Source organism: Halovibrio salipaludis (genome assembly GCF_002286965.1).
Taxonomy (GTDB): domain Bacteria; phylum Pseudomonadota; class Gammaproteobacteria; order Pseudomonadales; family Oleiphilaceae; genus Halospina; species Halospina salipaludis.
Window position 1 is genome coordinate 1 of sequence record NZ_NSKD01000014.1, and the last position, 24403, is coordinate 24403.

Below are 24403 nucleotides of genomic sequence, written 5' to 3' on the forward strand. Positions count from 1 at the left end.
CGAACGGCGATTTGCGTCGCCCGTCGCCTTCATAGCGCGCATAAAAATCACTGAGGTGCAGCTCTTCGACAACATCACTGATGAAATACGCCAGATGCCCCTCAGGCAGCCACTCTTTCAGGCTGGGCGGAAGGAGCAAGTCCTGGTCGGGCGAATACGGGCGGAACGTCGTTCCCATCGGGCTTCCTGCAAGAGAAGAATTTCGGGTTATTATGCCAGAAGGCGGTTTCTACCGCGCAGACTCCTAGGGCTGGTTTGCTGTCGCTGAGGAACAGCTCCACGCCATGGGCTCCGCAAACGCCTTCCACAACGGGCGCCGGCTGGCTGCCCCCAAGCCCCAAGAGGGCACGGTCGCCTGAAGCAGCGACAGGCAAAGTGCAATCAATAACGCGAAGAGACCAACTTCGGGAACTGTCAGCGTAAGCATTTCGGGGCCGTGTTCGGTTAAGGGTTCGGCGATGACCGAACCTATCGGTGAGGGGTTCTCAGGTATCGCTTCGTCAGCCAGCCGTGCGGCTGGCTGACGAATTCCCTGTTACTTCCGACCAGGTTGGCGGGTAACGCGCAGGTACGGTGTCTGCTCATCCCATCCGTCGGGGAAGCGCTCTTTGGCCTCTTCGTTGGAGAGCGACGGAACGATGATCACATCCTCGCCATTCTTCCAGTCCACCGGCGTGGCCACTTTGTGGTTGTCGGTCAGCTGGAGCGAATCAATGACGCGCAGGATCTCGTCCAGATTGCGCCCGGTACTGGGCGGATACGTCAGCATCAGACGGATTTTCTTTGCGGAATCGATAATGAATACCGTTCGAACAGTCACCTTGGGATCGGCTTTCGGATGGATCATTCCGTACAGGTCGGCAACCACCTGATCCTTGTCTGCCAGCAGGGGAAAATTGAGCCCCGTGCCCTGGGTTTTCTCGATATCCTTCGCCCAGTCGTTATGGGAGTCGAGCGGGTCGACGGAGACCCCGATCAGCTTCACTCCGCGACTGGCGAACTCGTCCTTACGCTTCGCGAAGGCACCGAGCTCTGTGGTACAGACGGGGGTGTAGTCGGCGGGGTGTGAAAACAGCACGGCCCAGTCGTCTCCCAGCCACTCATGAAACTGAATGTTTCCCTCGGTGGATGCGACGGTGAAATCGGGAGCGGTTTCTCCAAGTTGCAATGTCATCGTTTCATTCTCCTTTGCTTTGGCTGTCGTTCTTGGTTCGTCAGAATAGACGGTATCCTTAAAGTCAACTTTAAGGTCAAGACGTTTGTCAGATGTTTTTTAGCCTGATCCATCGAGCTCGACGTTCGTGCCCGATTTTTCGGGTATGAAACTGACATAGAGGAAAAGCACAGTGCCCAGCACAATGGCGATATCGGCAAGGTTAAAGGCTGGCCAGTGCCAGGATTGCCAATAGACATCAAAGGAATCCACAACATAGCCACGAAATATCCGGTCAATCAGGTTGCCCACGGCACCGCCAAGAATAAGGCTGTACGCGATGGCTTCTCCCCTGCGGCGGCACTGAAGAATCAGCCTGATCAGTACAAATGAGACAACTACCGCGATTGTGATAAGAAAGTATCGCTGCCAACCTCCGCCATCGGCAAACAGGCTGAATGCGGTGCCGGTGTTCCGGGCATGAACCCAGTTAAATAACGGGGTCACCGGAATCGACTCGCCATACGCCATTGACTGCTGGACCAACCATTTTACAACCTGATCAGATGCCGCTATCAGGCCGGAAATAGCCAACAGGCCGTACTGCAAGCGTTTCTTGGCAACGATGGACATTGTTCAACCCTTAAGCGCCAGGATGCGCCTGGCACCGTTGAGTACGATAATCCCCGCGATGCTGCCGATTATCAGGTCCGGATAATTGGAGCCAGTCCACGCCACCAGAGCGCCAGCGGTAATGACCCCTAGATTGATGACCACATCGTTGGCTGAGAATATCCAGCTCGCCTTCATGTGGGCACCGCCCTCCCGATGTTTGGATATCAGCAGCAGACAGGTGGTATTGGCGATCAATGCGACGAGCGCAATCCCCATCATTACCAGCGACTCAGGCTCACTGCCGAAGACAAAGCGCCTCACCACCTCTACAAGTACGCCCGCAGCCAGAATCAGTTGGAGTACGCCCGCGAGATGCGCCGCACGCACCTGCATTTTCACGCTGTGCCCAACCGCATACAGGGCGAGCCCATACACGGCCGCGTCGGCGAAATTGTCCAGGGATTCTGCAATCAAACCGGTGGAGTGCGCGATCAGGCCGGCCGTCATTTCCACCACAAACAGGACGGCATTGATACCGAGCAACCAACGCAAGGTGCCGGACTTTTGCGCAGCAGAGGTTGTCGATAACTCGTCCGCCTCAATTGTCTTCGAATCGGCGGCGACGGTTTCCTGAAGGGCCGCGCCTAGTCTCAGGGTCGCGAGCTTCGCAGTGATAGGGTCAGCCTCGCCCTCATGCACAACCGTCAACCGCCGATCAGACAGGTCGAAGGACAGCCCGCGAATGTCTTCGAAACCGTTCAGGGCCAGGCGGACCATCCGTTCTTCCGACGGGCAATCCATCTTCGGTACGGTATACACACTGACCCACTTGCCGGACGCGTCGGAGGCCACCGGTCCGGTGTTAGTCTCTGCGGGCATGACGTCGCAGCCACAGGCGTCTTCGCAGGTTTTGCTCATGATACGGCTCCACTTGCGTATTGTCGGATTATGATTCAAAACCATATAGCCACTATAAGGTCAATACAGCAGATACCATCAGTTGAGGAGAAACCTGATGCGCATTGGTCAGTTGGCACGGTCCATAGGGGTGGATACCCAGACCATCCGTTTCTATGAGCGAGAGGGCTTGTTACCGCCGCCGGATCGGCAGGACAACGGTTACCGTGTTTACACCGAACGGCATGTTGAGCGGCTGGCCTTCATCAGGCGCTGCAGAATACTCGAGCTGTCACTCGCTGAAATTCACGAGCTACAGCGCTATCAGGGCGCGCCCCATCAGCCTTGCAGGGCCATCAACACCTTGCTTGATGATCACATCGCTCATGTACGGTCTCGGATCATCGATCTGCAGGTACTGGAGAAACAACTTGTGTCGCTGCGAGCGAGTTGTAACGATGATCGGGAAATTGAGGCCTGTGGGGTTCTCGAAGGGCTCAGCGAAGGAAACATGCAGCAGTAGCCTGAAGCATTGAGCACCCGCTTTTTCAATTGCGTAAATCCAGTCAGTCCCGACCCCCGTCAAGGGCACGGGTCATCAAATCCACCATGACCGGGCTGTCCCATCCCGCAGCACCGATCAGGCGGCCAATTTCGCGACCACCATGCTCAATCAGCAGCGGTGCTGGACACCAGTTTCCTGATAGAATTTTTCAACTACACGGATACCCGCATGGCGCCCCACGCGTTACTCGCTCTGTAACAGTTCTTCAATTCGCCCGTGCAGTCGGCCCCAGAACCCATCATCGGCCGCCGCGTTGGGGCCTTTGACAATGGCCGTCAGGTAGGTCACCAGATGCTCAGGCTTGAATTTCAATCCATGGAACCGGGCCCGCATCTGACCTTCCGGGTCAATCACGTGGGTTACCACACCATGGACCTGTACACCCTCACCCGTATCCCTGAATTGAACGCCGTAGGCCTTGGCGAGCTCCGACGTCAACCCGGGCGGTTCACCTTCGCCCCGGTATAGAAAGTGCCAATTACTGGGGTTCAGGTCGAAATTGTCGCCATACGCGCGCATGTTGTCCCGGGTGCCGGCAACATCTTCCCGGTCCGTGGCAATGGTGATGAACACCACCTCTTCACTCAGCCCTTCTTCTTCAACCCCGGTTTGCAACTGCCGGATCAGGTTCATATGCAAAGGGCAGGCCTCGGTACAGCGTGTGTAGAGAAAGTTAAGCACAACGGTTTTGCCGTTTAAGTCGCCAAGGGCAAGGGTATTGCCATCAACGCCTGTAAGATCAAACTCAGGGGCCGGCTGATCCACGAACTGGGCATACCGCTCTTTCTCGTTCAACGAGGCCTCCACATCCTCCATGGAATGGGCCATGGCATTGGTGCTGCCCAGGGCAACCACGGCAATCAGGAATACTCTGAATAGACTGTTCACGGTCATTCTCCATTTGAGTTTTTTCGAAGGAAGTCACGGATTATTGTGGCTTGGTATCGTCCAGATTCAGCGCAACGGGCAGGTCAGCCGGCGCCAGGCAAACGCCCTCGTCACTGCAGGCCTGCACCCGCACCGTCATGTCGAGCTTGCCTGCCTCTTTCAGCGCGGTGGTCTGTTTTTCGTCTGGCAGCAGCCGGATACTCGCACCGTCGTCGTACACCTCCAGGGCGGTGTCATCCAGCGTGATGTCACTGACCCTGCCGCGCGGGTACTCGGTCGGAATGTCAAGCGACTGACCCTTGAGCGAAGAACTGACGACGGTGGGAATCAGGAACTCCATGGAGGCCGGGTTGGCATTCACGTGCCAGCCAGGTTCAATGTCCAGTGTCAGAACGATTTCACCGGTCTCCCCTGCCAGGGCTTTGTGGCCTTCTGAAAGATTGAGGCGGACCTTGTCGGAAGAATTGGCCAACCCCGCTCGGGCAACTTGTGCCTGGGCGTCAGAATTGGCTCGTTCGGTCTGGGCTGAGCCAGGAGCGTTTCCGGAATTGGTACCGATCAACATGAACGCCGCGATCGCGATCAGAAAAACCGCTAAGCCAGTCAGCAATACTTTGGGTCGGGTCGTCATGATACATCTCCAGCATCTAGGGTTGTGAATTCTCGGTGCGGTTGATCGCCTCGACCAGGCTCTCGGTGTCAAAGAGCCCAGTAAAACGGGCGATAACGGTGCCGTCAGCGTCAAAAACTGCCGCGAAAGGCAAAGCCTGCCCACCCGTCGCAGTTAACAATGCGTCTTTTTCGGGATCACTTGCTGTCAAATCCACTTGAATCGGCACCATGCCGGCCCGCGCTACGGCTTCAGCCACAGCGGGCTCTTTATACACGGTGCGCTCCAGGACCTTGCAGTTGATGCACCAATCGGCAGTGAACTCCAGCAAATACGGTGTGTCCCGGGCTTTTGTGTCCGCCAGGAGTTCTGCGGAGTAGGGCTGCCAGACAAGTTCGTCTTCGCCGCTGCCCAACGGAGATGCGAATACCACTGTCACCGCAAGGGCAAGGCCTGTCGCCGTTGCAGTGATCACGCGAACGGCACCGCTCCCCTGAACGAAACGACGGAGACCCCAGACCAGCACCAGCGCCAGCCAGGCCCACCACAGCCAGGGGTATACCGCTTTGGGCACCAGGCTCGCGCTGAAAAAGACGGCGGCGGCCAGCAATATCAGCGCGAGCACTTCACGAATGGCCAGGGTCCAGGGGCCCGCCTTGGGCAACCGGCTCAGCCACTCGGGCCTGAGCATCAGTACCGCGTAGGGCAACGACAGCCCCAGCCCGATACTGCCGAATATCCCCATGATGACCGGCGCCGGCTGGGTAACGGCAAAGGCCAGTACGCCACCGAGGAAAGGGCCTGCGCAGGGCGCGGCCAGAATCGCACTCAACAGCCCGGATACATAGGCTTCAAAGTAACGCCGGCCATGCGCCGAGGCAGCGAATGTCGGGACGGGGATGGGCAGATCGAGCCAGGTAATCACCGCAAACCCGACCATCAACGCAACCAGGACGGCCACGAATAGCGTTGACTGGAACAACGTGCCCCAGTTCCACTGCAGCAGTGCGGTCAGGCCGCCCAGCGTCAGGAAAAAGGTGAGTGTTCCGGCCGTGAATGCCAGCGCGGCCAGCACCCGATGGGACCTCTGGCCGCCCGCCTCCCGAAGGATGGTCCGGACCTTGATGGGGATGGCGGGCAACACGCAGGGCGTCAGGTTCAGCAGTAGACCTGCCATAACCGCCATCATGATCTGGCCGGCAATGAGTAATGAGGGCAACTGATCCATTACTCACTGACTCCCAGCATCCTGCCGAGCGCTTCCTGGCTGGGCACACCAGTCTGGCCTCGCCATTGTCCGCTCGGGTCCTTGTACAGCAGCCCTGGCGTCCCGCTGAAACCCGCCTCGGCCATCCACTGACCGTGTTGTTCGAGTGCCTCTTGAAGGTCGGCCGGGATCAGAGTGAGTTCAGAAATGCCGCGGCCGTCACCGTTTTTGCCCAAGTTTTCCTCAAACACCTGGAGCGCCGCGGCTCGATCCTCTGCGTTCACGGCTGGCGTGGAGAAGCGCTCGGTCACTGTACATGCGATTCTCTCCTGCAGTGCTTTAATTCCCGGATCCATTGGTGATGACGCCGAGGCTAAAGCAGCGAATAAACTCAAAAAAAGTGCCATCGAAAACTTATGGCAGAGCACGGTCATGCCGCGCACCGGGTATTCCAGATAGAATGACATCACAGATACGTTCCCGTTTTCATGTATTCATCAGTCGATAAAACCACTAGCAAAAGTTGTCTGCGTGGTGGTCTATCACTCAAGGTCAAACGACAGACACTCGAAGCGAAAGCCTCGGGGAATCAAAGGTTCAGGAGACTGTTGAATACTTGGGAGGAAAAGGGTCTGGTCCAGAAAGTACACGACCGGAATGAGAAGAATAGCCCTTCGGACAGGGGGAAGATAACAGCAATACCGAGTCCGTAATTACAGATTTCCCGACATGGGGCGTTGAACACGGGCTACTGCAGCTGCCCTCGGCATTGAGCCCGGCGCAGTCATGCATCACCTGGGTGTCTGGCAACATGACACAAGCCTCGACGACGGGTTCCGCCTCATAAGAGGTCGCGGCAACTCCCTGTGCAGCGGGGAGAAGAGCCACGAGCAGTAGTACTGCCAGTCCCATAAGCCGTTTGGTCATCGCACTGATGTCCTGATTATCGAACAGCTAAAGCATCTTCCGCGTGGGAAAATAGTTAACATCTTAACCTACATTAGCGGAGGTGCAAACAGACAGACACGCTCCTTAAATGGCGGATTGTCTCGACATGACGTTGGCAGCCTTGTTGAGCAACAGTGACCCTACCCCACAATTTAGTACCGCTTAAAGCTGGAAAATCTGGCATGATAAAACCCTGACGAGGAGATCATGCCATGAAGCGTTCCCGTTTTACCGATCAACAGATTGCCTACGCCCTGAAGCAGGCGGAACTCGGCACCCCGATCCCGGAGGTCTGTCGAAAGATGGGCATTGCCGATGCGACCTTTTACTCGGGGCAGGTCAGAACGGCCCGTTCCGATGAGCCGGACCAAGGGTGGCGAAAACCATCTGGCCTACCACCTATCCGCTCTGCTAGCCCTACATCTGTTCGCAGTAAAGAACAACCGCCCTATCCCACAGTTCCTACTTACCGACCAGCCGATCCAAGTCTACTTCCCTTCAGAGCAAGTTTACGAGGAAGCAGACGGCTCGATCCAGAAGACAGAAGCGGATGCGGATGCGGATGTGGATGCGGACCAATACTTTACCCGCCATTGGATCCACCTATACCGAGTGGTGACGATTTGATCCGAACACCCAGTTTCAGAATTGGGACTCGCAGTGAGACATGCTTCCTCGGGTAAAGCTTTGTTACCAGTTGGCGAAGTCCATTAAAGCTTCCACCACACTGGGCGCCAATTGGTAGTAATACTCCAGACAAAAAATAAGCCTCTTCCGTCTTGGAAGAGGCCTATTTACCAAAGCCTTCATCTCCATTGTAGTCCCATCACACCGAACTTGGTTGGGAGGCCAAGCGCTTTCTAATGTCCTGCGTAAACACTTTTTGATCTTCCTTCAAATCACCGGATGCTGCCTGACTCCTCTCGTCTGTAACCGCCTCTGGATAAAACTCCTCCATCACAGCAGGCGTCTCGTCCTCCGAGTGTTCAAACTCGGCATTCTCAAACCCTCGCCTACCGGCTTCATCCAGCGCCGCTTGGTTATAGCCTGCTTGCTGTGCTGCCTGCTCACCTTCCTTAGCCTCCTGGATCGCCCCCTGCACGGATTGGCCTTCCCGCACCGTCACATCCACATAGTAAATCGGCGTCCGATGGCTCTGCGTGGTGCTCTTCCCCCGCAGGCGCAGTTCCAGCGGCATGAACGCCAACCGGTTGCCCGAGACGGCCTGGTAGTAACGCAGCCTTGCGGCCAGGGTCCGAATACTGTTGTAGCCGGTGGTGCGGAAGATGAAGGTGCCCAGTTCGTCATCGTCCCCAATGCGCACGTTCAGCCGTCCATAGGGCTTGCACAGCCCACCCTTGCCGAACTCGCAGAGTGTCGGCCCGGGACATGGCAACGACTGCACACCGGACTCTGTGAGACGGCGACAGCTCTCTCCATCCCCCACACAAACCGGCCGACCATTGGTGCGGTCGAACATGGTGTACTCCGCCCTCAGGTTCAAATCGGCGTCATTGAACAGCATCCGCACTGGGATGGTCCGGAGCTTGGTGTTGGGGGCGGCTTCTCTCAGCTCCTCATCCTTGGGATGCAGTATCCACTCCCCCTGTTCCTGGATCTGGGTTGTGATCGTGAATTGATTGTCTTTCTGGGGCAGGCGCTGGCCGTTTTTCTCAACGACCCGGCCAATGCTGATCCGGCCCAGGACCGGTGGTGTGATGGCAAGCCCTTTGATCATGGCGATTACCTCCTGGTGGTGAGTAGAGTGAGGCGGCCTGAGCCGCCCCGGTAGTGTGGATGAATGGCCTCAGTCGTTGATCAGAAACCGACGACTGCCCGGTTTGGTCACCGGGTACTGATCCAACAGCTCGGGTTGGTCCTTCAGCAGCCGTTTGGTGTCGAGGGCCACGCTGTCGTTGCTCTTTCGCCAGGACACGGTGCCCTGGGGGAATATCGCCTTGGTGGCCTCGCCCATGCGTTGCTGGAGGGTGTGCTTGAGCTGGGCCTCGGCCTGCTTCAGTGCCTCCATCTGGCGACGGGCGGACTGGAGCTGGTCGAAGGTCTTGCAGGCTTCGCGGTCATCCCGCAGATCCAGCTCCTCCCCGTTGTCATTGGGATAGAGATGGCGCAGGGCCCGGTCCGCTGAGTCGGAATAATCCGCCGGCAGTGGCGTGTCCGTCTCCACGTAGCTCCAGAACTGGCGCTCCAGGCGGATCAGCTCGGCAATGAGCTCATCATCGCGCTGGATGCGGTAGATCTTGAGCTCCTGACCGCACAGCAGCACGCACACATCAGCGGCCTTCTTGCCGGTGACCGCCAGCTGGTGCTGGACCTGGCACTGGACGTAGTCCGGTACGCCATTGCGCCACTTGCGAGACCCAAACTCCCCGGCCGTTTTGCACTCCAGGACCTGGACCTCGTCATGACCGACCACGGCATAATCCAGGTTGGCCAGCATCCAAGCTTTATCGGGATCCGGGTGCTGAAGCACTGCATTAACCCGCCGGACCTTGCGCCCGGTGCGCTTGCTGTAGTGCTCGGCCACGATCGGCTCCAGGACATTGCCCCAGTACACCGGGGAGCCCTGATCATCCGGATCGGGCTTTGGAAGGGTCGCGTCCCGTCCCGTTTTGACCATCCACAGCTCCAGCGGGGACTGATAAGGGCTGAGCCCCACGGCAGCGGCCGCATCACTGCCGCCGATGCCATTTCTCCGGATGGCGAGCCACTCATCCCGGCTCATGGATTTGGTGGAGACCAGCCGCAGGGCGGCTTTGTGAGATTGTTGGGGTTGCAGCATTTCCATGATGGTTTCCTCCAGACGAAAAAAAGCCCGCCGGAGCGCTTGGCTCCGACGGGCTTCTATGTCGTTAGTAGTGGTTGAGTAGGGTCAGGCGGCCAAGGCCAGTGCCTTCTCGAAAGCGCGTTCCTTGATGGACGCTCCATTGCCAAACCAGGCCGAATCCAGCCGGTGGTCCACGCTCTTGGCCCGGCGTTCGTGGTCGATGAACTCCGTCACCGCGTTGACCAGGCCGTAGGCCGTGCCATTGGAGGAGGCCAGCTGTGAGCCGGTGCCGTTGCCCTCGAACATGGACAGGGCCTGTTTCATGGCCCGTTCGTTGGTCTTACCTGCAGGCTGACCCGGGATGTCGGTGAACAGTTCCCGATAGAAGTCCTGAGCCTCGCGATCCTTCACCTTGCGATCGCTCAGGGTCTTGAGCCGGTACATGAACTCATCCCAGGCCGTGACCGAGATGCCCAGTTGCTTCTTCACGGCTTCGGCGTCGAACTGAGTGCTGTGTTTGACCTTCACGGCACCACCAGCCCCCTTCACGGCGACTGCAAGGGTGTTGTTGCACACCACCCGCACGCTGGTGAATTGAGCCGTTGTGGCCATGCTGCCGTCGCAGGCCGTGGCCAGCAGAACGTAGGCATCGGTCTGGTCACCGCCTTTCAGCGTGGTGGACTGGCCGGTGCGGGCCAGCGCCCAGAGCTTGCGCCCGCCCTTGAGCGAGCCGGCGGTTTCCAGCTCAAAGCCGGACACCTCGGTCAGATCCCGATAGAACTCCAGAACCTCCTCGGGCTGGACCACATTGAAGCGGTCCCCGACTACCGACAGCGGTGCCTGGTTGTCCGAGCGGTAGAGCACCTTGCTGCCCGGCACACTCGCCAGCTCCTCGTTCCCTTCCCCGTCTACCACAGGGAACTGCACGGGGCTTTCCTCAATGGACCAGTTCAAACCTGCCTGGCGTGCCCAGACATCCAGCGGTTGGCCGCTGTCCAGTTGATTGCCCAGACCATGCCAGGGTGTTCGGCCGACGTAGGCCATTGCTTCAACCATGTGAGTCATTGGATCGTCCTCCCAGAAATAGAAAAGGCCGTGCTGGAACCCAGCACGGCCTCTATGTCGTTTTGCTTGTGCGAACTTGGTGGGGCGGTCAGTTACCCGGGGTCTCCGGATGCCTCGCTTTCTTCGGATGGGGCATTACGGAAGCAGTAGCGGCAGTCCAGGCACCGGTAGTTATCCAGCACCTGCTCGTCGAGCACGCTCCCCAGGGCCACGCCAGCCGAGGCTCCGGTGGTACCACCCACCAGCCCTCCGATGATGGCTCCGGTGACTCTGCCAACCGTGACGCCAACGGGGCCACCTACGAGCCCTATGGCACCACCATACATGGCGCCTGTTGAGGCGGCACTCACACCACTGACGGCCCCGGCACCAGCGCCGACCACTCCAGCAGTCTTCTTTCCATAGTTATTGCTGCCAATCCGGTTGGACTGACAGCGCGGACATTCAAGTGGCATGATCATCTCCTCTGTGCGATCGATGATGGGCGGACTCCTGGTCCGTCCTCACAGAGGTGATATGTACTTCATAATCTTTCGATTGCATTACCTATAGATTAGCTTGCTATACAAATGGCCGGAGATATACTCCCACGGTTGCATCCCGATTACTTGCTGAGAGAATGAAGGTTGTTCTGGAACGCCGCACTCGCCTTTACACTTTCGAAGGCCGTCATAGCGCAAAAATTTCTGGGGGTATAACAAGGGGTATAACGCTGCATTACGCTGAAATATAAATATTTTAAATCATATACATAGCCTTATTTTTAGGTGGAAGCCAGGCCCACCATCCATTTCAGAGGGTTAGACAGCCCCTTCCTGTCTCGCAAGCACCATTTCACACTACACAGACAAATACTTAGCCATAGTAGCCTCGCTGAGTTCCTCCCCCTGCATCTCGTCAACCAACTTGCCACGATCCATTACAAGCACCCGATCAGACACGTCCATCGCAAAGCTAAGGACCTGTTCGGAAAACAGGATGCTTATATTCCGAACCTGCCGGATCTCGCGCAAAGTTTTCGCCATATCCTTAATAATCGAGGGCTGAATTCCTTCAGTTGGTTCATCCAACAACAGAACGTCGGGCTCAGCCGCAAGCGCGCGTGCTATCGCTAATTGCTGCTGTTGCCCACCAGACAGGTTCCCCGCCCGACGTTTACGCATCTCTTGGAGCACAGGGAACAACGAATAGATATCGTCGGGGATCTTCTTCTGCCCAGTGGCTTCCAACCCCGTCCGGATGTTCTCCTCAACCGTTAACGTTGCGAAGACCTGTCTCCCCTGGGGCACGTACGCAAGTCCGGACGCCACGCGCCGGTATGGCCGTTCGCCAGTTAATTCGACACCCCCCATTTGGATATCCCCCGACCATGACGGCAACAACCCAATGAGTGCTTTGAACAGGGTAGTCTTGCCCATCCCATTACGTCCCATAACGCCAAGGATTTCGCCCTTGCCGAGTTCGAGATTGATATCGTGCACCACCTGGCTCAGACCGTAACCGATGGATAGATCGTTCACTTTCAGCATGAGTATGTCCTCGTTCAGTGGCCCAGATACCGCTCGATGACGCGCTCGTCGTTCTTGACCCGATCAATATTCCCTTCGGCCAGAACTTTCCCCTGATCCAGAACCGTAACCTTGCTGGCAATCTGTTCCACGAATTTCATGTCGTGTTCGATAATGAGCACAGAACGGTCTTGGCTGATGCGGTTCAGAAGTTCTGCCGTTTGCTGGCGCTCCGCTTGGCTCATACCCGCAACAGGCTCATCAAGCATGAGCAGTTGTGGGTCCTGAATCAGCAGCATCGCGATCTCCAGCCACTGCTTCTGCCCATGACTGAGCAATCCGGCGAGATCCTCCAAGCGGTCCCCCAAGCCGACCATGTCGGCAGTCGCCTGAATTCGTTCTTCCACCTCCGCTGTGCGCCGGAAAAACAACGACCCGATCACATTGCGACCTTTCGGGTAGGTCAGTTCCAGGTTTTCAAAAACGCTGAGGCTTTCATAAATTGAAGGTGCCTGAAACTTTCGTCCCACACCGGCATGCACAATCTGATTCTCCGTCATGCCCCGCAGCTGTTTGTCTCGAAAGAGAATCGACCCTTCTGTAGCGCGGGTCTTTCCGCAAACGAGATCCAACAGGGCCGTCTTGCCCGCCCCATTCGGGCCGATGATCACGCGTAACTCACCTTCATTCAGATAAAGGTTGATGCCATCAACCGCCCGAAAGCCGTCAAACGAAACAGCAAGGTCTTCTATACTCAGTAGGAGCTGTGTATTGGCAACCATTACCGGATCCCTCCCAAGATACGTTTGGCCCGGACAAGGAAACCTTCCTCTCGCCCGTGCAAACTCCGCTTGTCCGCATGCTCCTCAAGCGCCGCATGGGATTGATTGCTCCCGAAGTGATCAAGCGCATAATCCCTGGCAAGCTCATAAAGACCTGCAAGACCTTTAGGGAAAGCCAGAACGACTACGAGCAGTATCAGCCCGAAGAGGATCGTCCACAGCTGCGGAAACAGATCAGACAGGTACATCTCCGCGGTCTTGATCAACAACGCCCCAAACGCCGCTCCAAGCAGGGAGAAACGCCCCCCCACCGCGCACAGCACCACCAGCTCAACAGATAGTCCGATCCCAACCTGGGATGGCGAGATGAAGCGTGCCTGGAGGGCAAACATGGCACCGCCGATCGCGGAAAAAACAGCTGCTACCATGAACACGAAGATTTTGAAGTCTTCCACGCTGTAGCCGGAAAAACGGACACGGTTCTCCTCATCGCGGACGGCAATCAGCACCCGTCCCGCACGGCTGCTCAGTATCCATTGCCCCAACACTATGCATACAAGCAGGAGGAAGACGCAGATGTAGTAGATGACGTAGCGCGCACTGTCGGTGGTAATATCCCAGCCCAACAGCGTCTGGAAGTCAGTAATACCGTTTGCGCCCCCGGTATACCCCTGCTGGCCCACAATCAGAATACTCATTGCGGCCGCAAGCGAGAGCGTTACAATCGCAAAGTAAACGCCACTGACTCGCCGTTTGAACAACGCATAGCCAAATACATACGCCACAGCTGCGGGAATGAGCAATAGAGCTGCAAGGGTAAAACTGAAGCTGTTGAAGGGCTCCCACCACCAGGGAAGTGCGGTGAGTTGGTTCCAGTCCATAAAGTCCGGAATCCCTGGTGTCGATTGCTTGGCGGTAGCTTCGGGGGTCGAAGCTTCAAGTTTCAGGAACATCGCCATGGCGTAGCCGCCAAGTCCAAAGAACACCCCTTGCCCAAGGCTCAGCATGCCCCCGTACCCCCAGCACATCACCAGGCCGATGGCGACAAACGCCAACGCGAGATACCGGCCGAGCAGATTCAGGAAGTACCCATTGAAAGCCAGCGGCAAGACCACCAGCAGGAGCGCCGCGAAAACCCCCAAGCAAATCAACCACTCTGAGCGGCCACCGAGAAGTCGCAGAATCGTCGTCATGATACCCCCTCTCATTGCCGCACTTTCAGGGTGAACAGTCCCTGCGGGCGCAGCATGATAATGCCAATCACCACCATCAGAGTAAGCACCTTGGCCATGGACCCGGTTATGAAGAACTCAAGGATCGACTGCGCCTGAGCTATGGAGAACGCTGATGCCACCGTTCCAAGCAGACTCGCCGCGCCACCAAGAACCACTACAAGAAATGTGTCGACCAAGTACTGCGCACCTGCAGTCGGCGTGGTTGCACTGATCGTGGTAAACGCGGACCCCGCTATGCCTGCCAGACCGCAACCAAGCGCAAACGTATTGCGATCCACCTTGGCGGTATTGATTCCAACGGCGTTGGCCATGGCCCGGTTCTGGGTTGTGGAACGCACTCGCATCCCCCATCGCGCCCTGTAGAGCAGAATCGCAACAATCACTGTCATCGCGATCGCGATGCACATCACGAACAGATCCGACCGGGAGAGGAACAGCATCTGTGACAGCTGAATACTGCCCTGGAGCCAGTCCGGTGCATCAGCACTCACACCGCGCCCCCCAAAAATGGAACGAAAGATCTGCTGCATGATCAAACCTACCGCCCAGGTCGCCAGCAATGTATCCAAAGGCCTTTTATAGAGATGGCGAACCAATCCGTATTCGAGTAAGTACCCCACTCCAAACGCGACCAGGAACGACAGCACAATGGCCACAGGGAAGTAATACGAAAAAAGCCCGGGCGCGTAGGATTCGAACATGGTCGCGACAACGTAAGTGGCGTACGACCCGAGAGTAAGAAACTCTCCATGCGCCATGTTAATGACTCCCATCTGGCCAAATATGATGGCGAGCCCAAGTGCCATAAGCAGGAATACACCGAAGAGACTAAGCCCCGCGATCCCCTGCATGGCCATGATGGTGGCAATTTCCGACGTGGTGTAACCGCCCATAATGCACCTCTTTGATGGTGGGATGGCGGAGGTCGTAAACAACGACCTCCGACGGCGTCACGGTTATTCCATTTCGTCCGGATCGATATCGACGTCTTCAGGGAAGGGGTCGGGTTCGATCAAGTCGGACTCATAAACCACTTCCGCGGTCCCATCCGACTGCCATTGACCAATCCGCAGTTTGCTCCACAGATGTTGGTTCTCTTCGTGCACCCGGACGTAGCCTTCTGGCACATCATCAAACTCCATGCCACGCGCAGCCTCACGCACCTTGTCCACGTCGAAAGATTCAGCCTTCTCCACAGCACGCTTCCATATCCAGGGCCCCAGGTAGGCCGCCTGGGTAACATCGCCAATGACACTGTCTTCGCCATGCATTTCCTTGAACTCCTCAACGAATTCCTTGTTGTGAGGGTTATCCAGACTCTGGAAATATTTCATGGCCGAGTAATGGCCCTCGACATTCTCAGCGCCAATTGCCTTGACCTCGTCTTCCGTCACAGAGTTCGTCAACACGGTCTGGTTGTCGGCGTTGATCCCTGCACTATTCAGCTGGGACCAGAAGGACACATTGCTGTCGCCAGCGATAATGCTGTAGACGACGTCCGGGTTCTTCAGCCGGATCTGATTAATAGCGGATCGAAAGTTGGTATGACCCAGAGGGAAGTACTGCTCGGCCACGACTTCGGCACCGAGCTCATTCTCGATGTGATGCCGGGCAATGGCGTGAGATGTGCGCGGCCAGATGTAATCCGAGCCAATCAGATAATAGGTTTCGGCATTCTCTTTTTCATGGACCCAGTTCAATCCAGCAATGATTTGTTGGGTAGCTTCCTGCCCCTGGTAGAACACATTAGGTGAGGCCTCCAGGCCTTCGTAGAAGGTGGGGTAATACAGCAGTCCGTTGTTTTCTTCGAAAACTGGTAATACAGCCTTCCGCGAGGCCGAGGTCCAGCACCCGAAAACCGCTGCCACATCATCACTTTCCAAGAGACTCGATGCCCTTTCAGCGAACGTCGGCCAGTCACTTGCACCGTCTTCGACCTCAGTTTCAATCTGACGACCCAGAACGCCGCCGGACTCGTTGATCTGGCGAATGGCAAGCTGCTCGGCCTCGACCGAGCCGGTTTCACTGATGGCCATCGTGCCTGTAAGAGAATGCAGGATGCCGACCTCGACAGTATCGTCGGTGACGGCAAGGCCAGTCGTGTTGACTTCATCCGTCGGGTACTCTTCGTTGGCACCGGCGGCTGAAGCACCCGCCCCGCCAAGAGCGGCGATGGTCAGCGCCGCGATACTCTTGCGCCAATTGGAATGTTGCATGGAATGCTCCTTGTCGTTGGCAAATGATGCATTACGACAGGGAGCAACGGTCGTGCCACAGGTATCCACCGGCATCCCTGGAAACTGAACCAGATAAGACCAAAAGCACCGCAATACAGAACGTTAACCACAGCTTAATGTAATCACCGGGGAACATTCGGATCGACTCCCCACCGACACATTCCGGTAGTGACTGCTGACAATGTCACTTTGTCAGCAGCAACAATCCGACATTGTCACTGACATTGCTTGACACCGATGGCTTGGCATTGTCAGGACGTCCCTTCTTACGGGCGTCTCCTCCCCGTCGCGTTGCTGGCACAAATCCTGCTCCTATGCGCAGAAGGAACATTAACCGAACCAACCCTGCGGCATGGGGATCGGTTTTCCCGAAGCGAAAGCGACCCAGAAGGAGCGCACCCAATGAGCGAAACCACTATTAAGATCGACCTGTCCAAGTCTCCTGGAGAGCACGACAACATCCATAATCGTTGGCATCCGGACATTCCAATGATCACCACGGTTGAGCCCGGGACAGAACTTACACTGGAGTGCATGGATTGGACGGGCGGCCAGGTCCGCAATAATGACAGTGCCGAAGATGTCCGGGATGTCGACCTTTCCGAGGTGCACTATCTCACTGGCCCTATTGGTGTTAAGGGTGCCGAACCCGGAGACCTTCTGGTCGTTGACATCCTCGACCTCGGAGCCTTTGAGAACGAGCAGTGGGGATTCAACGGTATGTTCGCCCAGGAAAATGGCGGCGGTTTCCTCACGGATCTTTACCCTGAGGCCCGTAAGTCCATTTGGGACTTTCACGGGATCTACGCCAATTCACGCCACGTCCCTGGCGTCAACTTCGCGGGCATCATGCACCCCGGACTCATCGGATGCCTGCCTTCAAAGGAACTTCTGGAAGAGTGGAATCGTCGTGAGCAGGAGCTGATCGACACGGACCCACATCGCGTCCCCGAATTAGCGACTGCCCCGTATGCACCAACAGCGCACATGGGGCGCATGACTGGCGCGGAAGCCAAGGAAGCAGCGGCGGAAGCAGCTCGTACCGTGCCCCCTCGGGAGCATGGTGGTAACTGCGACATCAAGGATTTAACCAAAGGTTCTCGGGTATTTTTCCCCGTCTATGTGCCGGAAGCGGGGCTCTCCATGGGGGATTTACATTTCTCTCAAGGGGACGGGGAAATCACGTTCTGCGGCGCGATCGAGATGGCTGGCTGGATTCGTGTGCGGGTCAACCTGATAAAGGACGGTGTTCGCAAGTACGCGGTGCGCAACCCCATCTTCCAGCCAAGCACTCTGCAGCCTGAGTACAAACAACACCTGATCTTCGAGGGCATTTCCGTAACGGACTCCGGCAAACAGCACTACCTCGACGCTCACCTGGCCTACCGGCAGGCATGCGTTAATGCCATCGAGTATCTCAAGCAATTTGGTTACAGCGGTGCACAGGGATACGCCATTCTGGGCACTGCACCAGTGCAGGGGCATATCAGCGGCATCGTCGACATTCCCAACGCCTGTGCAACGTTGTTCCTGCCCACGGAGATCTTTGATTTCGACATCAACCCAACCGCAGAAGGGCCCATCAAGATGGCACCAGCGGATGACATTCCGACAGCACCCTGGAAAGGCTAAGGCAAAAGCGGTCGGTTCCGGCCGACCGTTTTCCGTCTCTAACATCCTGATCACGAAGGAGCGACTCATGCCCATGTATGCCTACAGTTGTCCTGCCTGCGGCGATTTCGAAGCTCTTGTGCCCAGCAGCGATCGCAACGATGACCAACCCTGCAAAACATGCGGTACAGCAAGTCCCCGCATAATCAAAGCACCCCGCCTATCCGCCCTCTCACCGACTCATCGCCGGGCTCATGAGACGAACGAGCGAAGCCAACACTCACCCTCTCACAGTTGCTGTAGCGGTCACCAAAACAGTACAGCTGCCCGAACCGGTTCTGAGAACGGGAAGTCCGCACCCCCACGTCAACCGCAAGCAAAACGGCCCTGGATGCTTGGGCACTAGTGCTGATCGCCCGAGGCCTGCGAGCCTCCCGCCACGCCTCTCGTGGCCTCCAGATTTAAACCACTCTGGAGACTGAAATGCGTATTGCGAGGAGAACAGGATGTCCGACGACCCATGCGACGTACCAACAATGCGCGAGGAACTCGTCACGATCCTTGAGATGTCCAAGCTTCTTGAGAAGCCTCTGGACCCAGGAAATACCATCGAAGGTATCCTGCGGCTTATTTCCCAATTATGCGGATTGAACTGCGGTCGTGTGGCCCTCCCAAACGAAACCACAGGGGCGATGGAAATCTATCACCACTATGGTCTCTCAGAAGCCAACGTCGAACATGGCCGATTTGATCTGAGGAAGGGGGAAGGCGTAACTGGTCACGTCATGCGAACCGGCTCAATCGGCCTGGTCCCGGACGTGGACGACGAGCCACTCTTTGTCCGCCGCGTTGCAGAAACCAGCGGCGTTACACTGAATGAACGACTTGCATTCATAGCCGTGCCCATCCTGGAAGCTGGTTCGCCAATCGGAGTTCTGTCTGTTCAGCGGGAAACGGATATGGCCCAACCATTCCACCTGGACATCAGTCTTTTACGCGTTGCTAGTGCCATGATCGGACAGGTCCTACGCATCAACGAATTCGTCGAGGAAAAGACCTCCCATCTTGTTCAGGAAAACCAGACACTGCGTAACACGCTGACCGCGGAAGAAATGGTTAACAATGGCGTAGCGCACGGTGTCATTGGCTCAAGTCCTGCACTGATGGACGCACTTAAACAGGCGAATCAGGTGGCGGATACAGAAGCACCGATCCTACTGCTGGGCGAATCGGGAACAGGTAAGGAAAAGTTTGCCCGGATGATTCACCAGCAAAGTTCTCGCAGCGAGCAACCATTCATCTCGATTAATTGCTCCGCGATTCCCGCAGAGCTTCAGGAAGCTGAACTTTTCGGGCACGTAAAAGGTAGTTTCACTGGAGCTACAAGCGCAAAGTCAGGAAAGCTGGTTCTAGCCGATGGCGGCACGCTGTTTCTCGATGAGATCGGTGACATGCCACTCAGCCTCCAGGCCAAGCTGCTGCGTACACTCCAGGAGAAGCAGGTCGATCCAGTCGGGGCTACCCACAGCATCCCCGTGGACTTCCGCCTCATAAGTGCAACCCATGCGCCGCTTATGGATTACGTCAATCAGGGGCACTTCCGGCTCGACCTTTTTTACCGCATCAATGTCGTCCCTATCGAACTCCCTGCCTTGCGGCATCGAGATGGTGATATTCGACGCATTGCTCTTCACCACTTGAATGAGATAAATCATCAGCACAGCCGCAACGTCGTACTGAGCCGCGGTGCCCTGGCACTGCTGGAAAACTTCCCTTGGCCTGGCAATGTTCGCCAATTGATCAATGTGCTTGAGCGAGCGGTTCTGACTTCTGAGTCCAACCAGATCGATGACAGCCTGGTCCACGCAATCCTCGCGAATGAGGGTGCTATCAATCTCCCTGAACGGACCAATCCAGAGGAACTCTCTGATGCTTTGCCCTCCCCAACCACAAACACCTACCACGAGCACCATGACATCCATGCAGGGCGGCGTTATGAGTGGGTTCGACATGAGGAAGCCAAAAGCATCCGGGATGCTCTACACGAAGTCGAAGGGAACAAGACGCAGGCCGCCCAGCTCCTCAACCTCACCGTGCGGCAGTTGCGCTATCGGATCCAAAAATTAAATTTAGACCCCTGATTTACGGCTCTTAGCGGGTTAGCCTGAAACCAAATCAGGGTCACGAGATCTTGCTAACAGGAAGAATCAGGATGGTACACCCCACCCCAAGGCCTGCTCCATAAGCACCGTGTCAATCCCCGCTTCGCTGAAGCGCTTACGAGCGAGAGACTGAGTGAGCACATCCTTTACCGGGACGCGTGGTGGCTCATTGGTGTTAAACCCGCCCGCTTACGGCAATTCGCTGAAAAGAAACTGCAGCCGGCGTTCTTCTGGTTGATGGCGCACTGGGGTGGGGATAGGAGTGGAAAAACTGCTGGGCCATTCCCGGTCTAGAGATACAGGATAGTGATGCTCCTTTTCAATCTGCCACCGCTCGAAATGGAGCCGGCATGATCGCTTCGGGCCATCAGGGTATCGCGAGCAGGGCTCGCTCCCACGGGAGAAGGAGTAGGTTCTGGACGGCCCCGGTCCCGCTCCCGGAGCGGTCCCAGAAAGCACATTACCGGCTTGGCGGCGCCATAAATTCGGGGCCGACAGGATCTTGGATGCACCGGCCCAGAATCTCATCAATGGCGTCAAACGCCTCCTGATCCAGGGACCAGCCTTCGATGTCGCCAACCGGCTCGAGTTGCTCGGGCCTGCGTGCACCCCAGAGCGCCGTCGTCACGCCCGGGTGATCCACCAGCCACCGAAGCGCCAGGGCCAGAACACCTTTCTGGTAGCGCTCGCGGGCGAACGCATCCAGCTCGGCGACTGCATTGAGGTACTGGCGATAGCGCTCCCCCTGGAACTTGGGATCGTTCTTGCGCAGGTCGTCGCCGGTGAACTCTGTATCCTCGCGCATTTTCCCGGTGAGCAGGCCACGGCAAAGCGCACCGTAGGTAATGGTCGCGATGCCCTTCTCCCGGCAGAACGGGAGGATTTCCTGCTCGATGTCACGCTCAAACAGGTTAAAGGGCGGCTGCAGGCTGTGCAGAGGCACATTCCTGCTCAGCTCTTCCATCTGCTCAGGGGTGAAGTTGCTGACGCCAACAGCCCGGATCTTGCCGGCCTTATAGAGGTTATCCAGCGCTTTTGCCGTTTCCTCCATGGGCGTCTTCGGGTCCGGCCAGTGAACCTGATAGATGTCGATCCGGTCCGTCTGAAGGCGTCTCAGCGAATCCTCAACCTCCTGCTCTATGCGCCCTGCTGTCGCATCACGCCAGACTTTGTCGTGGTCGTCATTCCAGTTCAGGGCAACCTTGGTAGCCAGGGCCACCTGCTCGCGCCGGCCACCCGCAAGGGCTTTGCCGACGATCTCTTCAGAGCGGCCAAACCCGTAGACGGGGGCGGTATCCACCAGACCGATGCCCTTGTCGATGGCCCGGTGAATGGTATCAATGGACTGGGCTTCGTCAGTCCCGCCCCACATCCAGCCCCCGATGGCCCAGGTGCCCAGGCCGACCGGCGTCACCTGAATATCCGTGTTTCCGAAATTCCGGGTTTCCATGCTTCCTCCCGCTTCGTACAAAAATGGTTATCCGGGTCTCCGGAGGCTTGTCGTCTCATCTGCCGATATTCAACCGCATCAAGCTGCCTGCACGTCACAGTACTCTGGTGAACAGGGAGCGCCGGTCAATGGTTCCGCCCGCAACCATGAATTCTCCGTCTCCCCTGTAGTGCAGGGTTTCCGGGTGTTCCGGTTGCGCAGCGACATGCGCCTTGACCACTTCAAAGATGAAGAAATTATAGGTGTCCACCAGGACATCATCGTGCAGCCGACATTCAAAATGGGCGTGGCATTCGCCGATCAGGGGAGCCTCAACCCGGCTCGCCCTCTGCTTTGTCAGATTGAACTCAGCGAATTTGTCGATCTCCAGACCCGAGCTGTTACCAACCCCCGCCACAGTATCGGTCAGGGCCGTCGTGGGCAGATTGATAACGCACTCGCGGCTCTGGCGGATCATCTCGTGGGTATGGTTGGCGCTGGAAATCATACACCCGACCAACGAGGGTACGAATTCCATAACGGTATGCCACCCCAGCGTCATGATGTCGGTTTCGTTCTGCCATTTCGATGACACCAGAACCACCGGGCCGGGCTCAAGGTATCGCCGTACGTTGCTGACTGGGAAATCCCGTTTGTCAGTGTCCGTGTTCATGATTCAGGCCTCCCTGGCCTGCTCCCGCAACACGAACTTCTGAACCTTCCCGGTCGAGGTCTTGGGCAGGTCCTGGAAGCAGACCTTCTTGGGTACCTTGAAACCGGCCAGGTGGCTGCGGCAGAACTCGATGACGGCCTCCTCGGTGACCTCTCCGGCCCCGGGTTTGAGGGCGATGAAAGCGCAGGGAGTCTCGCCCCATTTCTCGTCCGGGCGCGCCACCACAGCCGCCTCCATGACGTCCGGATGCTTGTAGAGCACACCTTCCAGCTCGATGGTTGAGATGTTCTCGCCGCCGGAGATGATGATGTCTTTGAGGCGGTCCTTGATCTCGATGTAGCCATCCTCGTGCCAGACGGCCAGGTCGCCGCTGTGGTACCAGCCGCCCTTGAACGCTTTTTCCGTTGCCTCCGGGTTCTTGAGGTAGCCTTTCATCACGGTGTTGCCGCGCATGCAGATCTCGCCGATGCTTTCGCCGTCCTTCGGCACCGGCTCCATGGTCTCCGAGTCCGCCACCATCAGGCCTTCCAGCGTCTGGTACCGAACGCCCTGGCGTGCCTTGATGGCTGTCCGCTCTTCCAGGGGCAGATCGTTCCATTCAGGTTTCCAGGCACAAACGGTGACAGGCCCGTAGGTCTCGGTCAGCCCGTAGACATGCGTTACCTCAATCCCCATCGCCTCGATGGCGCCAATAACGCTGGCTGGCGGCGCGGCGCCGGCGGTCATGGCCTGGACAGGGTGATCGATGCCCCGGCGGGCCTCCTCCGAGGCGGTCAGCAGCGTATTCAGCACAATGGGTGCCCCACACAGGTGCGTCACCTGGTGCTCACGGATGAGTTCGAGGATCCTTTCCGCCTCCACCTTGCGCAGGCACACATGGGTACCGCCAAGCGCCGTGACAGCCCATGGGAAACACCAGCCATTGCAATGGAACATGGGCAGTGTCCAGAGGTAGATCGGGTGCTCACCCATGGACCAGATCATCTGGTTGCCAACCACGTTCTGGTAAGCGCCACGATGATGGTAGACCACCCCTTTGGGGTTGCCGGTGGTGCCGGAGGTGTAATTCAGGGAAATGGCATCCCACTCGTTTCCCGGTTGGCTCCATTCGAAATCCGGGTCGCCCTCGCCCAGCAGGGTCTCGTAGTCCAGGTCACTGACCGGCTCGCCCTGCCCGAATTCCGGATCGTTCACGTCCACCAGCAGGGGCGGCGCATCGAGCTTCGCCACGGCCTCCCGGATCACGGGCGTGAACTCCCGGTCCACCAGAAGCACCCGTGCTTCACCGTGTTCAAGCATGTAGGCAATGGCATCCGCATCCAGGCGGATATTGAGCGCATTCAGGACGGCACCCGTTACCGGCACCCCGAAATGGCACTCAAGCATCTCGGGAATGTTCGGCAGCATCGCGGCGACGGTATCACCACGGCCAATCCCCCGGCCCTGGAGAGCGGAAGCCAGACGCCGGCAGCGAGTGAAAGTTGTCTGCCAGTCCCGGCGGATAGTGCCATGGATGACCGCCGTGCCCTCCGGATAAACGCTCGCGGTGCGGGCAATGAAATCAACGGGAGACAGCGGGCTATGGTTCGCGGCTGTCTGCGGCAGGTCCTGGTCGTAGATCGATGTCATGACGGTGCTCCCCGGAGCGGTGGGTGACGGTAGATAGACATTACCCAGAACCTAACCGGCCCGGAAGCACCGGAGAATTAGACGATGGTAGCAAAGGGGTGATTTGCCCCTGTAGGAGCCTGCCTTGCAGGCGATCCCAATGCATCGCGAGCGAGGCTCGCTTCTCTAAAGCGGGCGTCAGGATCAACCCACGCCCGTTGATTCTGGTTAAGGATTGGGTTCGACGAGCTTTCAGGCTTCTCTTCGCGGTCTACGCCGCAGTATGGAATCGGAGGCCGTTGCCCTTTGATCTCCTACACGAGGTCAGCGCCTCAAGCGAGCCACGGGGTCAACAGCTCCGAACTCGTCCAACCCGGTTACCTGGTTACTGTCTGCGTTGCTTTGTCATTCGCTGATCCGCCCTT

At 57.3% G+C, this 24403-nt stretch carries 24 protein-coding genes and 2 pseudogenes; 6 read left to right on the forward strand and 20 right to left on the reverse strand.

The features are described from left to right. From CK501_RS16230 to CK501_RS16250, 4 genes and pseudogenes are all read right to left on the reverse strand, one after another. A pseudogene (locus CK501_RS16230) lies at window positions 1-178 on the reverse strand (IS5/IS1182 family transposase); the annotation flags it as partial. Between the two features lie 357 nt (window positions 179-535). Continuing rightward, entirely contained in the window at window positions 536-1174 is a 639-nt protein-coding gene (locus CK501_RS16240; protein ID WP_036206316.1) for a peroxiredoxin, read from the reverse strand. A gap of 99 nt (window positions 1175-1273) precedes the next feature. Beyond that, window positions 1274-1786, reverse strand: a complete 513-nt coding sequence (gene lspA / locus CK501_RS16245) for a signal peptidase II (protein ID WP_095618778.1) — start codon at window positions 1784-1786, stop codon at window positions 1274-1276. A 3-nt stretch (window positions 1787-1789) separates the two neighbouring features. Next, window positions 1790-2686, reverse strand: coding sequence for a cation transporter (locus CK501_RS16250; RefSeq protein WP_095618779.1), 897 nt, complete (start codon window positions 2684-2686; stop codon window positions 1790-1792). A gap of 97 nt (window positions 2687-2783) precedes the next feature. Between CK501_RS16250 and cadR the strand changes: the two genes are divergently transcribed. Further along, entirely contained in the window at window positions 2784-3188 is a 405-nt protein-coding gene (gene cadR, locus CK501_RS16255; RefSeq protein WP_095618780.1) for a Cd(II)/Pb(II)-responsive transcriptional regulator, read from the forward strand. Between the two features lie 225 nt (window positions 3189-3413). Here the strand turns inward: cadR and CK501_RS16265 are convergent, their stop codons facing one another. The 4 genes from CK501_RS16265 to CK501_RS16280 are packed head-to-tail and all read right to left on the reverse strand — an operon-like array spanning window position 3414 to window position 6402. Beyond that, entirely contained in the window at window positions 3414-4118 is a 705-nt protein-coding gene (locus tag CK501_RS16265) for an SCO family protein (protein ID WP_095618796.1), read from the reverse strand. A 40-nt stretch (window positions 4119-4158) separates the two neighbouring features. Further along, window positions 4159-4749: a protein-disulfide reductase DsbD domain-containing protein gene (locus tag CK501_RS16270; protein WP_095618781.1), complete on the reverse strand. Its 591-nt coding sequence runs from the start codon at window positions 4747-4749 to the stop codon at window positions 4159-4161. Window positions 4750-4765: 16 nt separating this feature from the next. Continuing rightward, on the reverse strand, window positions 4766-5956 hold the full coding sequence (locus CK501_RS16275) for a protein-disulfide reductase DsbD family protein (protein ID WP_095618782.1): 1191 nt from the start codon (window positions 5954-5956) through the stop codon (window positions 4766-4768). Continuing rightward, on the reverse strand, window positions 5956-6402 hold the full coding sequence (locus tag CK501_RS16280; protein ID WP_095618783.1) for a hypothetical protein: 447 nt from the start codon (window positions 6400-6402) through the stop codon (window positions 5956-5958). Before CK501_RS16280 ends, CK501_RS16275 begins: the two co-directional genes overlap by 1 nt. Before the next feature lie 693 nt (window positions 6403-7095). Here CK501_RS16280 and CK501_RS16285 point away from each other — a divergent pair. Both CK501_RS16285 and CK501_RS16290 read left to right on the forward strand, forming a co-directional pair. Beyond that, a pseudogene (locus CK501_RS16285) lies at window positions 7096-7215 on the forward strand (transposase); the annotation flags it as partial. Between the two features lie 25 nt (window positions 7216-7240). Continuing rightward, on the forward strand, window positions 7241-7510 hold the full coding sequence (locus tag CK501_RS16290) for a DUF3732 domain-containing protein (protein WP_198949571.1): 270 nt from the start codon (window positions 7241-7243) through the stop codon (window positions 7508-7510). Window positions 7511-7709: 199 nt separating this feature from the next. Here CK501_RS16290 and CK501_RS16295 read toward each other — a convergent pair whose 3' ends face one another. From CK501_RS16295 to urtA, 9 genes are all read right to left on the reverse strand, one after another. Next, the gene (locus CK501_RS16295; RefSeq protein ID WP_095618784.1) at window positions 7710-8621 is read right to left on the reverse strand and encodes a recombination directionality factor; all 912 of its coding nucleotides are present in this window, start codon (window positions 8619-8621) and stop codon (window positions 7710-7712) included. A gap of 69 nt (window positions 8622-8690) precedes the next feature. Beyond that, the gene (locus tag CK501_RS16300) at window positions 8691-9689 is read right to left on the reverse strand and encodes a YqaJ viral recombinase family nuclease (RefSeq protein ID WP_332888986.1); all 999 of its coding nucleotides are present in this window, start codon (window positions 9687-9689) and stop codon (window positions 8691-8693) included. 84 nt (window positions 9690-9773) lie between these two features. Beyond that, on the reverse strand, window positions 9774-10733 hold the full coding sequence (locus tag CK501_RS16305) for a DUF932 domain-containing protein (protein WP_095618785.1): 960 nt from the start codon (window positions 10731-10733) through the stop codon (window positions 9774-9776). 92 nt (window positions 10734-10825) lie between these two features. Further along, a complete protein-coding gene (locus CK501_RS16310; protein WP_095618798.1) occupies window positions 10826-11188 on the reverse strand; it encodes a hypothetical protein in 363 nt (120 codons plus the stop codon). A gap of 384 nt (window positions 11189-11572) precedes the next feature. Then, window positions 11573-12262, reverse strand: a complete 690-nt coding sequence (gene urtE / locus CK501_RS16315) for an urea ABC transporter ATP-binding subunit UrtE (protein ID WP_095618786.1) — start codon at window positions 12260-12262, stop codon at window positions 11573-11575. 14 nt (window positions 12263-12276) lie between these two features. After that, the gene (gene urtD, locus CK501_RS16320) at window positions 12277-13023 is read right to left on the reverse strand and encodes an urea ABC transporter ATP-binding protein UrtD (protein ID WP_095618787.1); all 747 of its coding nucleotides are present in this window, start codon (window positions 13021-13023) and stop codon (window positions 12277-12279) included. Then, window positions 13023-14216 carry an urea ABC transporter permease subunit UrtC gene (gene urtC / locus CK501_RS16325; protein WP_095618799.1) on the reverse strand — a complete coding sequence of 398 codons (1194 nt, stop codon included), beginning with the start codon at window positions 14214-14216 and terminating at the stop codon, window positions 13023-13025. The genes urtD and urtC overlap by 1 nt, the downstream gene beginning before the upstream one ends. 11 nt (window positions 14217-14227) lie before the next feature. Then, on the reverse strand, window positions 14228-15151 hold the full coding sequence (gene urtB, locus CK501_RS16330; RefSeq protein ID WP_095618788.1) for an urea ABC transporter permease subunit UrtB: 924 nt from the start codon (window positions 15149-15151) through the stop codon (window positions 14228-14230). Between the two features lie 63 nt (window positions 15152-15214). Then, entirely contained in the window at window positions 15215-16474 is a 1260-nt protein-coding gene (urtA, locus tag CK501_RS16335) for an urea ABC transporter substrate-binding protein (RefSeq protein ID WP_095618789.1), read from the reverse strand. A 423-nt stretch (window positions 16475-16897) separates the two neighbouring features. Here urtA and fmdA point away from each other — a divergent pair, with 423 nt between their 5' ends. From fmdA to CK501_RS16350, 3 genes are all read left to right on the forward strand, one after another. Further along, window positions 16898-18127: a formamidase gene (gene fmdA, locus CK501_RS16340; RefSeq protein ID WP_095618790.1), complete on the forward strand. Its 1230-nt coding sequence runs from the start codon at window positions 16898-16900 to the stop codon at window positions 18125-18127. A 73-nt stretch (window positions 18128-18200) separates the two neighbouring features. Then, a complete protein-coding gene (locus CK501_RS17305; protein ID WP_198949572.1) occupies window positions 18201-18512 on the forward strand; it encodes a zinc ribbon domain-containing protein in 312 nt (103 codons plus the stop codon). A gap of 100 nt (window positions 18513-18612) precedes the next feature. Then, the gene (locus CK501_RS16350; protein WP_095618792.1) at window positions 18613-20247 is read left to right on the forward strand and encodes a sigma-54 interaction domain-containing protein; all 1635 of its coding nucleotides are present in this window, start codon (window positions 18613-18615) and stop codon (window positions 20245-20247) included. Between the two features lie 481 nt (window positions 20248-20728). On the opposite strand, the gene CK501_RS16355 is transcribed toward CK501_RS16350, so the two are convergent. The 3 genes from CK501_RS16355 to CK501_RS16365 form a co-directional block, all read right to left on the reverse strand. Then, window positions 20729-21718 carry an aldo/keto reductase gene (locus CK501_RS16355; RefSeq protein ID WP_095618793.1) on the reverse strand — a complete coding sequence of 330 codons (990 nt, stop codon included), beginning with the start codon at window positions 21716-21718 and terminating at the stop codon, window positions 20729-20731. 94 nt (window positions 21719-21812) lie between these two features. Next, window positions 21813-22370 (reverse strand): flavin reductase family protein, encoded by a 558-nt coding sequence (locus CK501_RS16360; protein ID WP_095618794.1) that lies wholly within the window; start codon window positions 22368-22370, stop codon window positions 21813-21815. A 3-nt stretch (window positions 22371-22373) separates the two neighbouring features. Next, entirely contained in the window at window positions 22374-23999 is a 1626-nt protein-coding gene (locus CK501_RS16365) for an acyl-CoA synthetase (RefSeq protein ID WP_095618795.1), read from the reverse strand. Between the last annotated feature and the right edge of the window lie 404 nt (window positions 24000-24403).

Excerpts from the sequence above, each read along its gene's own strand:
- CK501_RS16365 (WP_095618795.1), bottom strand. The coding sequence starts at position 23,999 with ATGACATCGATCTACGACCAGGACCTGCCGCAGACAGCCGCGAACCAT.
- CK501_RS16310 (WP_095618798.1), bottom strand. The coding sequence starts at position 11,188 with ATGCCACTTGAATGTCCGCGCTGTCAGTCCAACCGGATTGGCAGCAAT.
- CK501_RS16240 (WP_036206316.1), bottom strand. The coding sequence starts at position 1,174 with ATGACATTGCAACTTGGAGAAACCGCTCCCGATTTCACCGTCGCATCC.
- CK501_RS16360 (WP_095618794.1), bottom strand. The coding sequence starts at position 22,370 with ATGAACACGGACACTGACAAACGGGATTTCCCAGTCAGCAACGTACGG.
- CK501_RS16295 (WP_095618784.1), bottom strand. The coding sequence starts at position 8,621 with ATGATCAAAGGGCTTGCCATCACACCACCGGTCCTGGGCCGGATCAGC.
- urtB (WP_095618788.1), bottom strand. The coding sequence starts at position 15,151 with ATGGGCGGTTACACCACGTCGGAAATTGCCACCATCATGGCCATGCAG.
- urtA (WP_095618789.1), bottom strand. The coding sequence starts at position 16,474 with ATGCAACATTCCAATTGGCGCAAGAGTATCGCGGCGCTGACCATCGCC.
- CK501_RS16275 (WP_095618782.1), bottom strand. The coding sequence starts at position 5,956 with ATGGATCAGTTGCCCTCATTACTCATTGCCGGCCAGATCATGATGGCG.
- urtE (WP_095618786.1), bottom strand. The coding sequence starts at position 12,262 with ATGCTGAAAGTGAACGATCTATCCATCGGTTACGGTCTGAGCCAGGTG.
- CK501_RS16305 (WP_095618785.1), bottom strand. The coding sequence starts at position 10,733 with ATGACTCACATGGTTGAAGCAATGGCCTACGTCGGCCGAACACCCTGG.
- CK501_RS17305 (WP_198949572.1), top strand. The coding sequence starts at position 18,201 with ATGTATGCCTACAGTTGTCCTGCCTGCGGCGATTTCGAAGCTCTTGTG.
- urtD (WP_095618787.1), bottom strand. The coding sequence starts at position 13,023 with ATGGTTGCCAATACACAGCTCCTACTGAGTATAGAAGACCTTGCTGTT.
- CK501_RS16270 (WP_095618781.1), bottom strand. The coding sequence starts at position 4,749 with ATGACGACCCGACCCAAAGTATTGCTGACTGGCTTAGCGGTTTTTCTG.
- CK501_RS16280 (WP_095618783.1), bottom strand. The coding sequence starts at position 6,402 with ATGTCATTCTATCTGGAATACCCGGTGCGCGGCATGACCGTGCTCTGC.
- CK501_RS16290 (WP_198949571.1), top strand. The coding sequence starts at position 7,241 with ATGAGCCGGACCAAGGGTGGCGAAAACCATCTGGCCTACCACCTATCC.
- CK501_RS16300 (WP_332888986.1), bottom strand. The coding sequence starts at position 9,689 with ATGGAAATGCTGCAACCCCAACAATCTCACAAAGCCGCCCTGCGGCTG.
- CK501_RS16250 (WP_095618779.1), bottom strand. The coding sequence starts at position 2,686 with ATGAGCAAAACCTGCGAAGACGCCTGTGGCTGCGACGTCATGCCCGCA.
- fmdA (WP_095618790.1), top strand. The coding sequence starts at position 16,898 with ATGAGCGAAACCACTATTAAGATCGACCTGTCCAAGTCTCCTGGAGAG.
- urtC (WP_095618799.1), bottom strand. The coding sequence starts at position 14,216 with ATGACGACGATTCTGCGACTTCTCGGTGGCCGCTCAGAGTGGTTGATT.
- CK501_RS16350 (WP_095618792.1), top strand. The coding sequence starts at position 18,613 with ATGTCCGACGACCCATGCGACGTACCAACAATGCGCGAGGAACTCGTC.
- cadR (WP_095618780.1), top strand. The coding sequence starts at position 2,784 with ATGCGCATTGGTCAGTTGGCACGGTCCATAGGGGTGGATACCCAGACC.
- lspA (WP_095618778.1), bottom strand. The coding sequence starts at position 1,786 with ATGTCCATCGTTGCCAAGAAACGCTTGCAGTACGGCCTGTTGGCTATT.
- CK501_RS16355 (WP_095618793.1), bottom strand. The coding sequence starts at position 21,718 with ATGGAAACCCGGAATTTCGGAAACACGGATATTCAGGTGACGCCGGTC.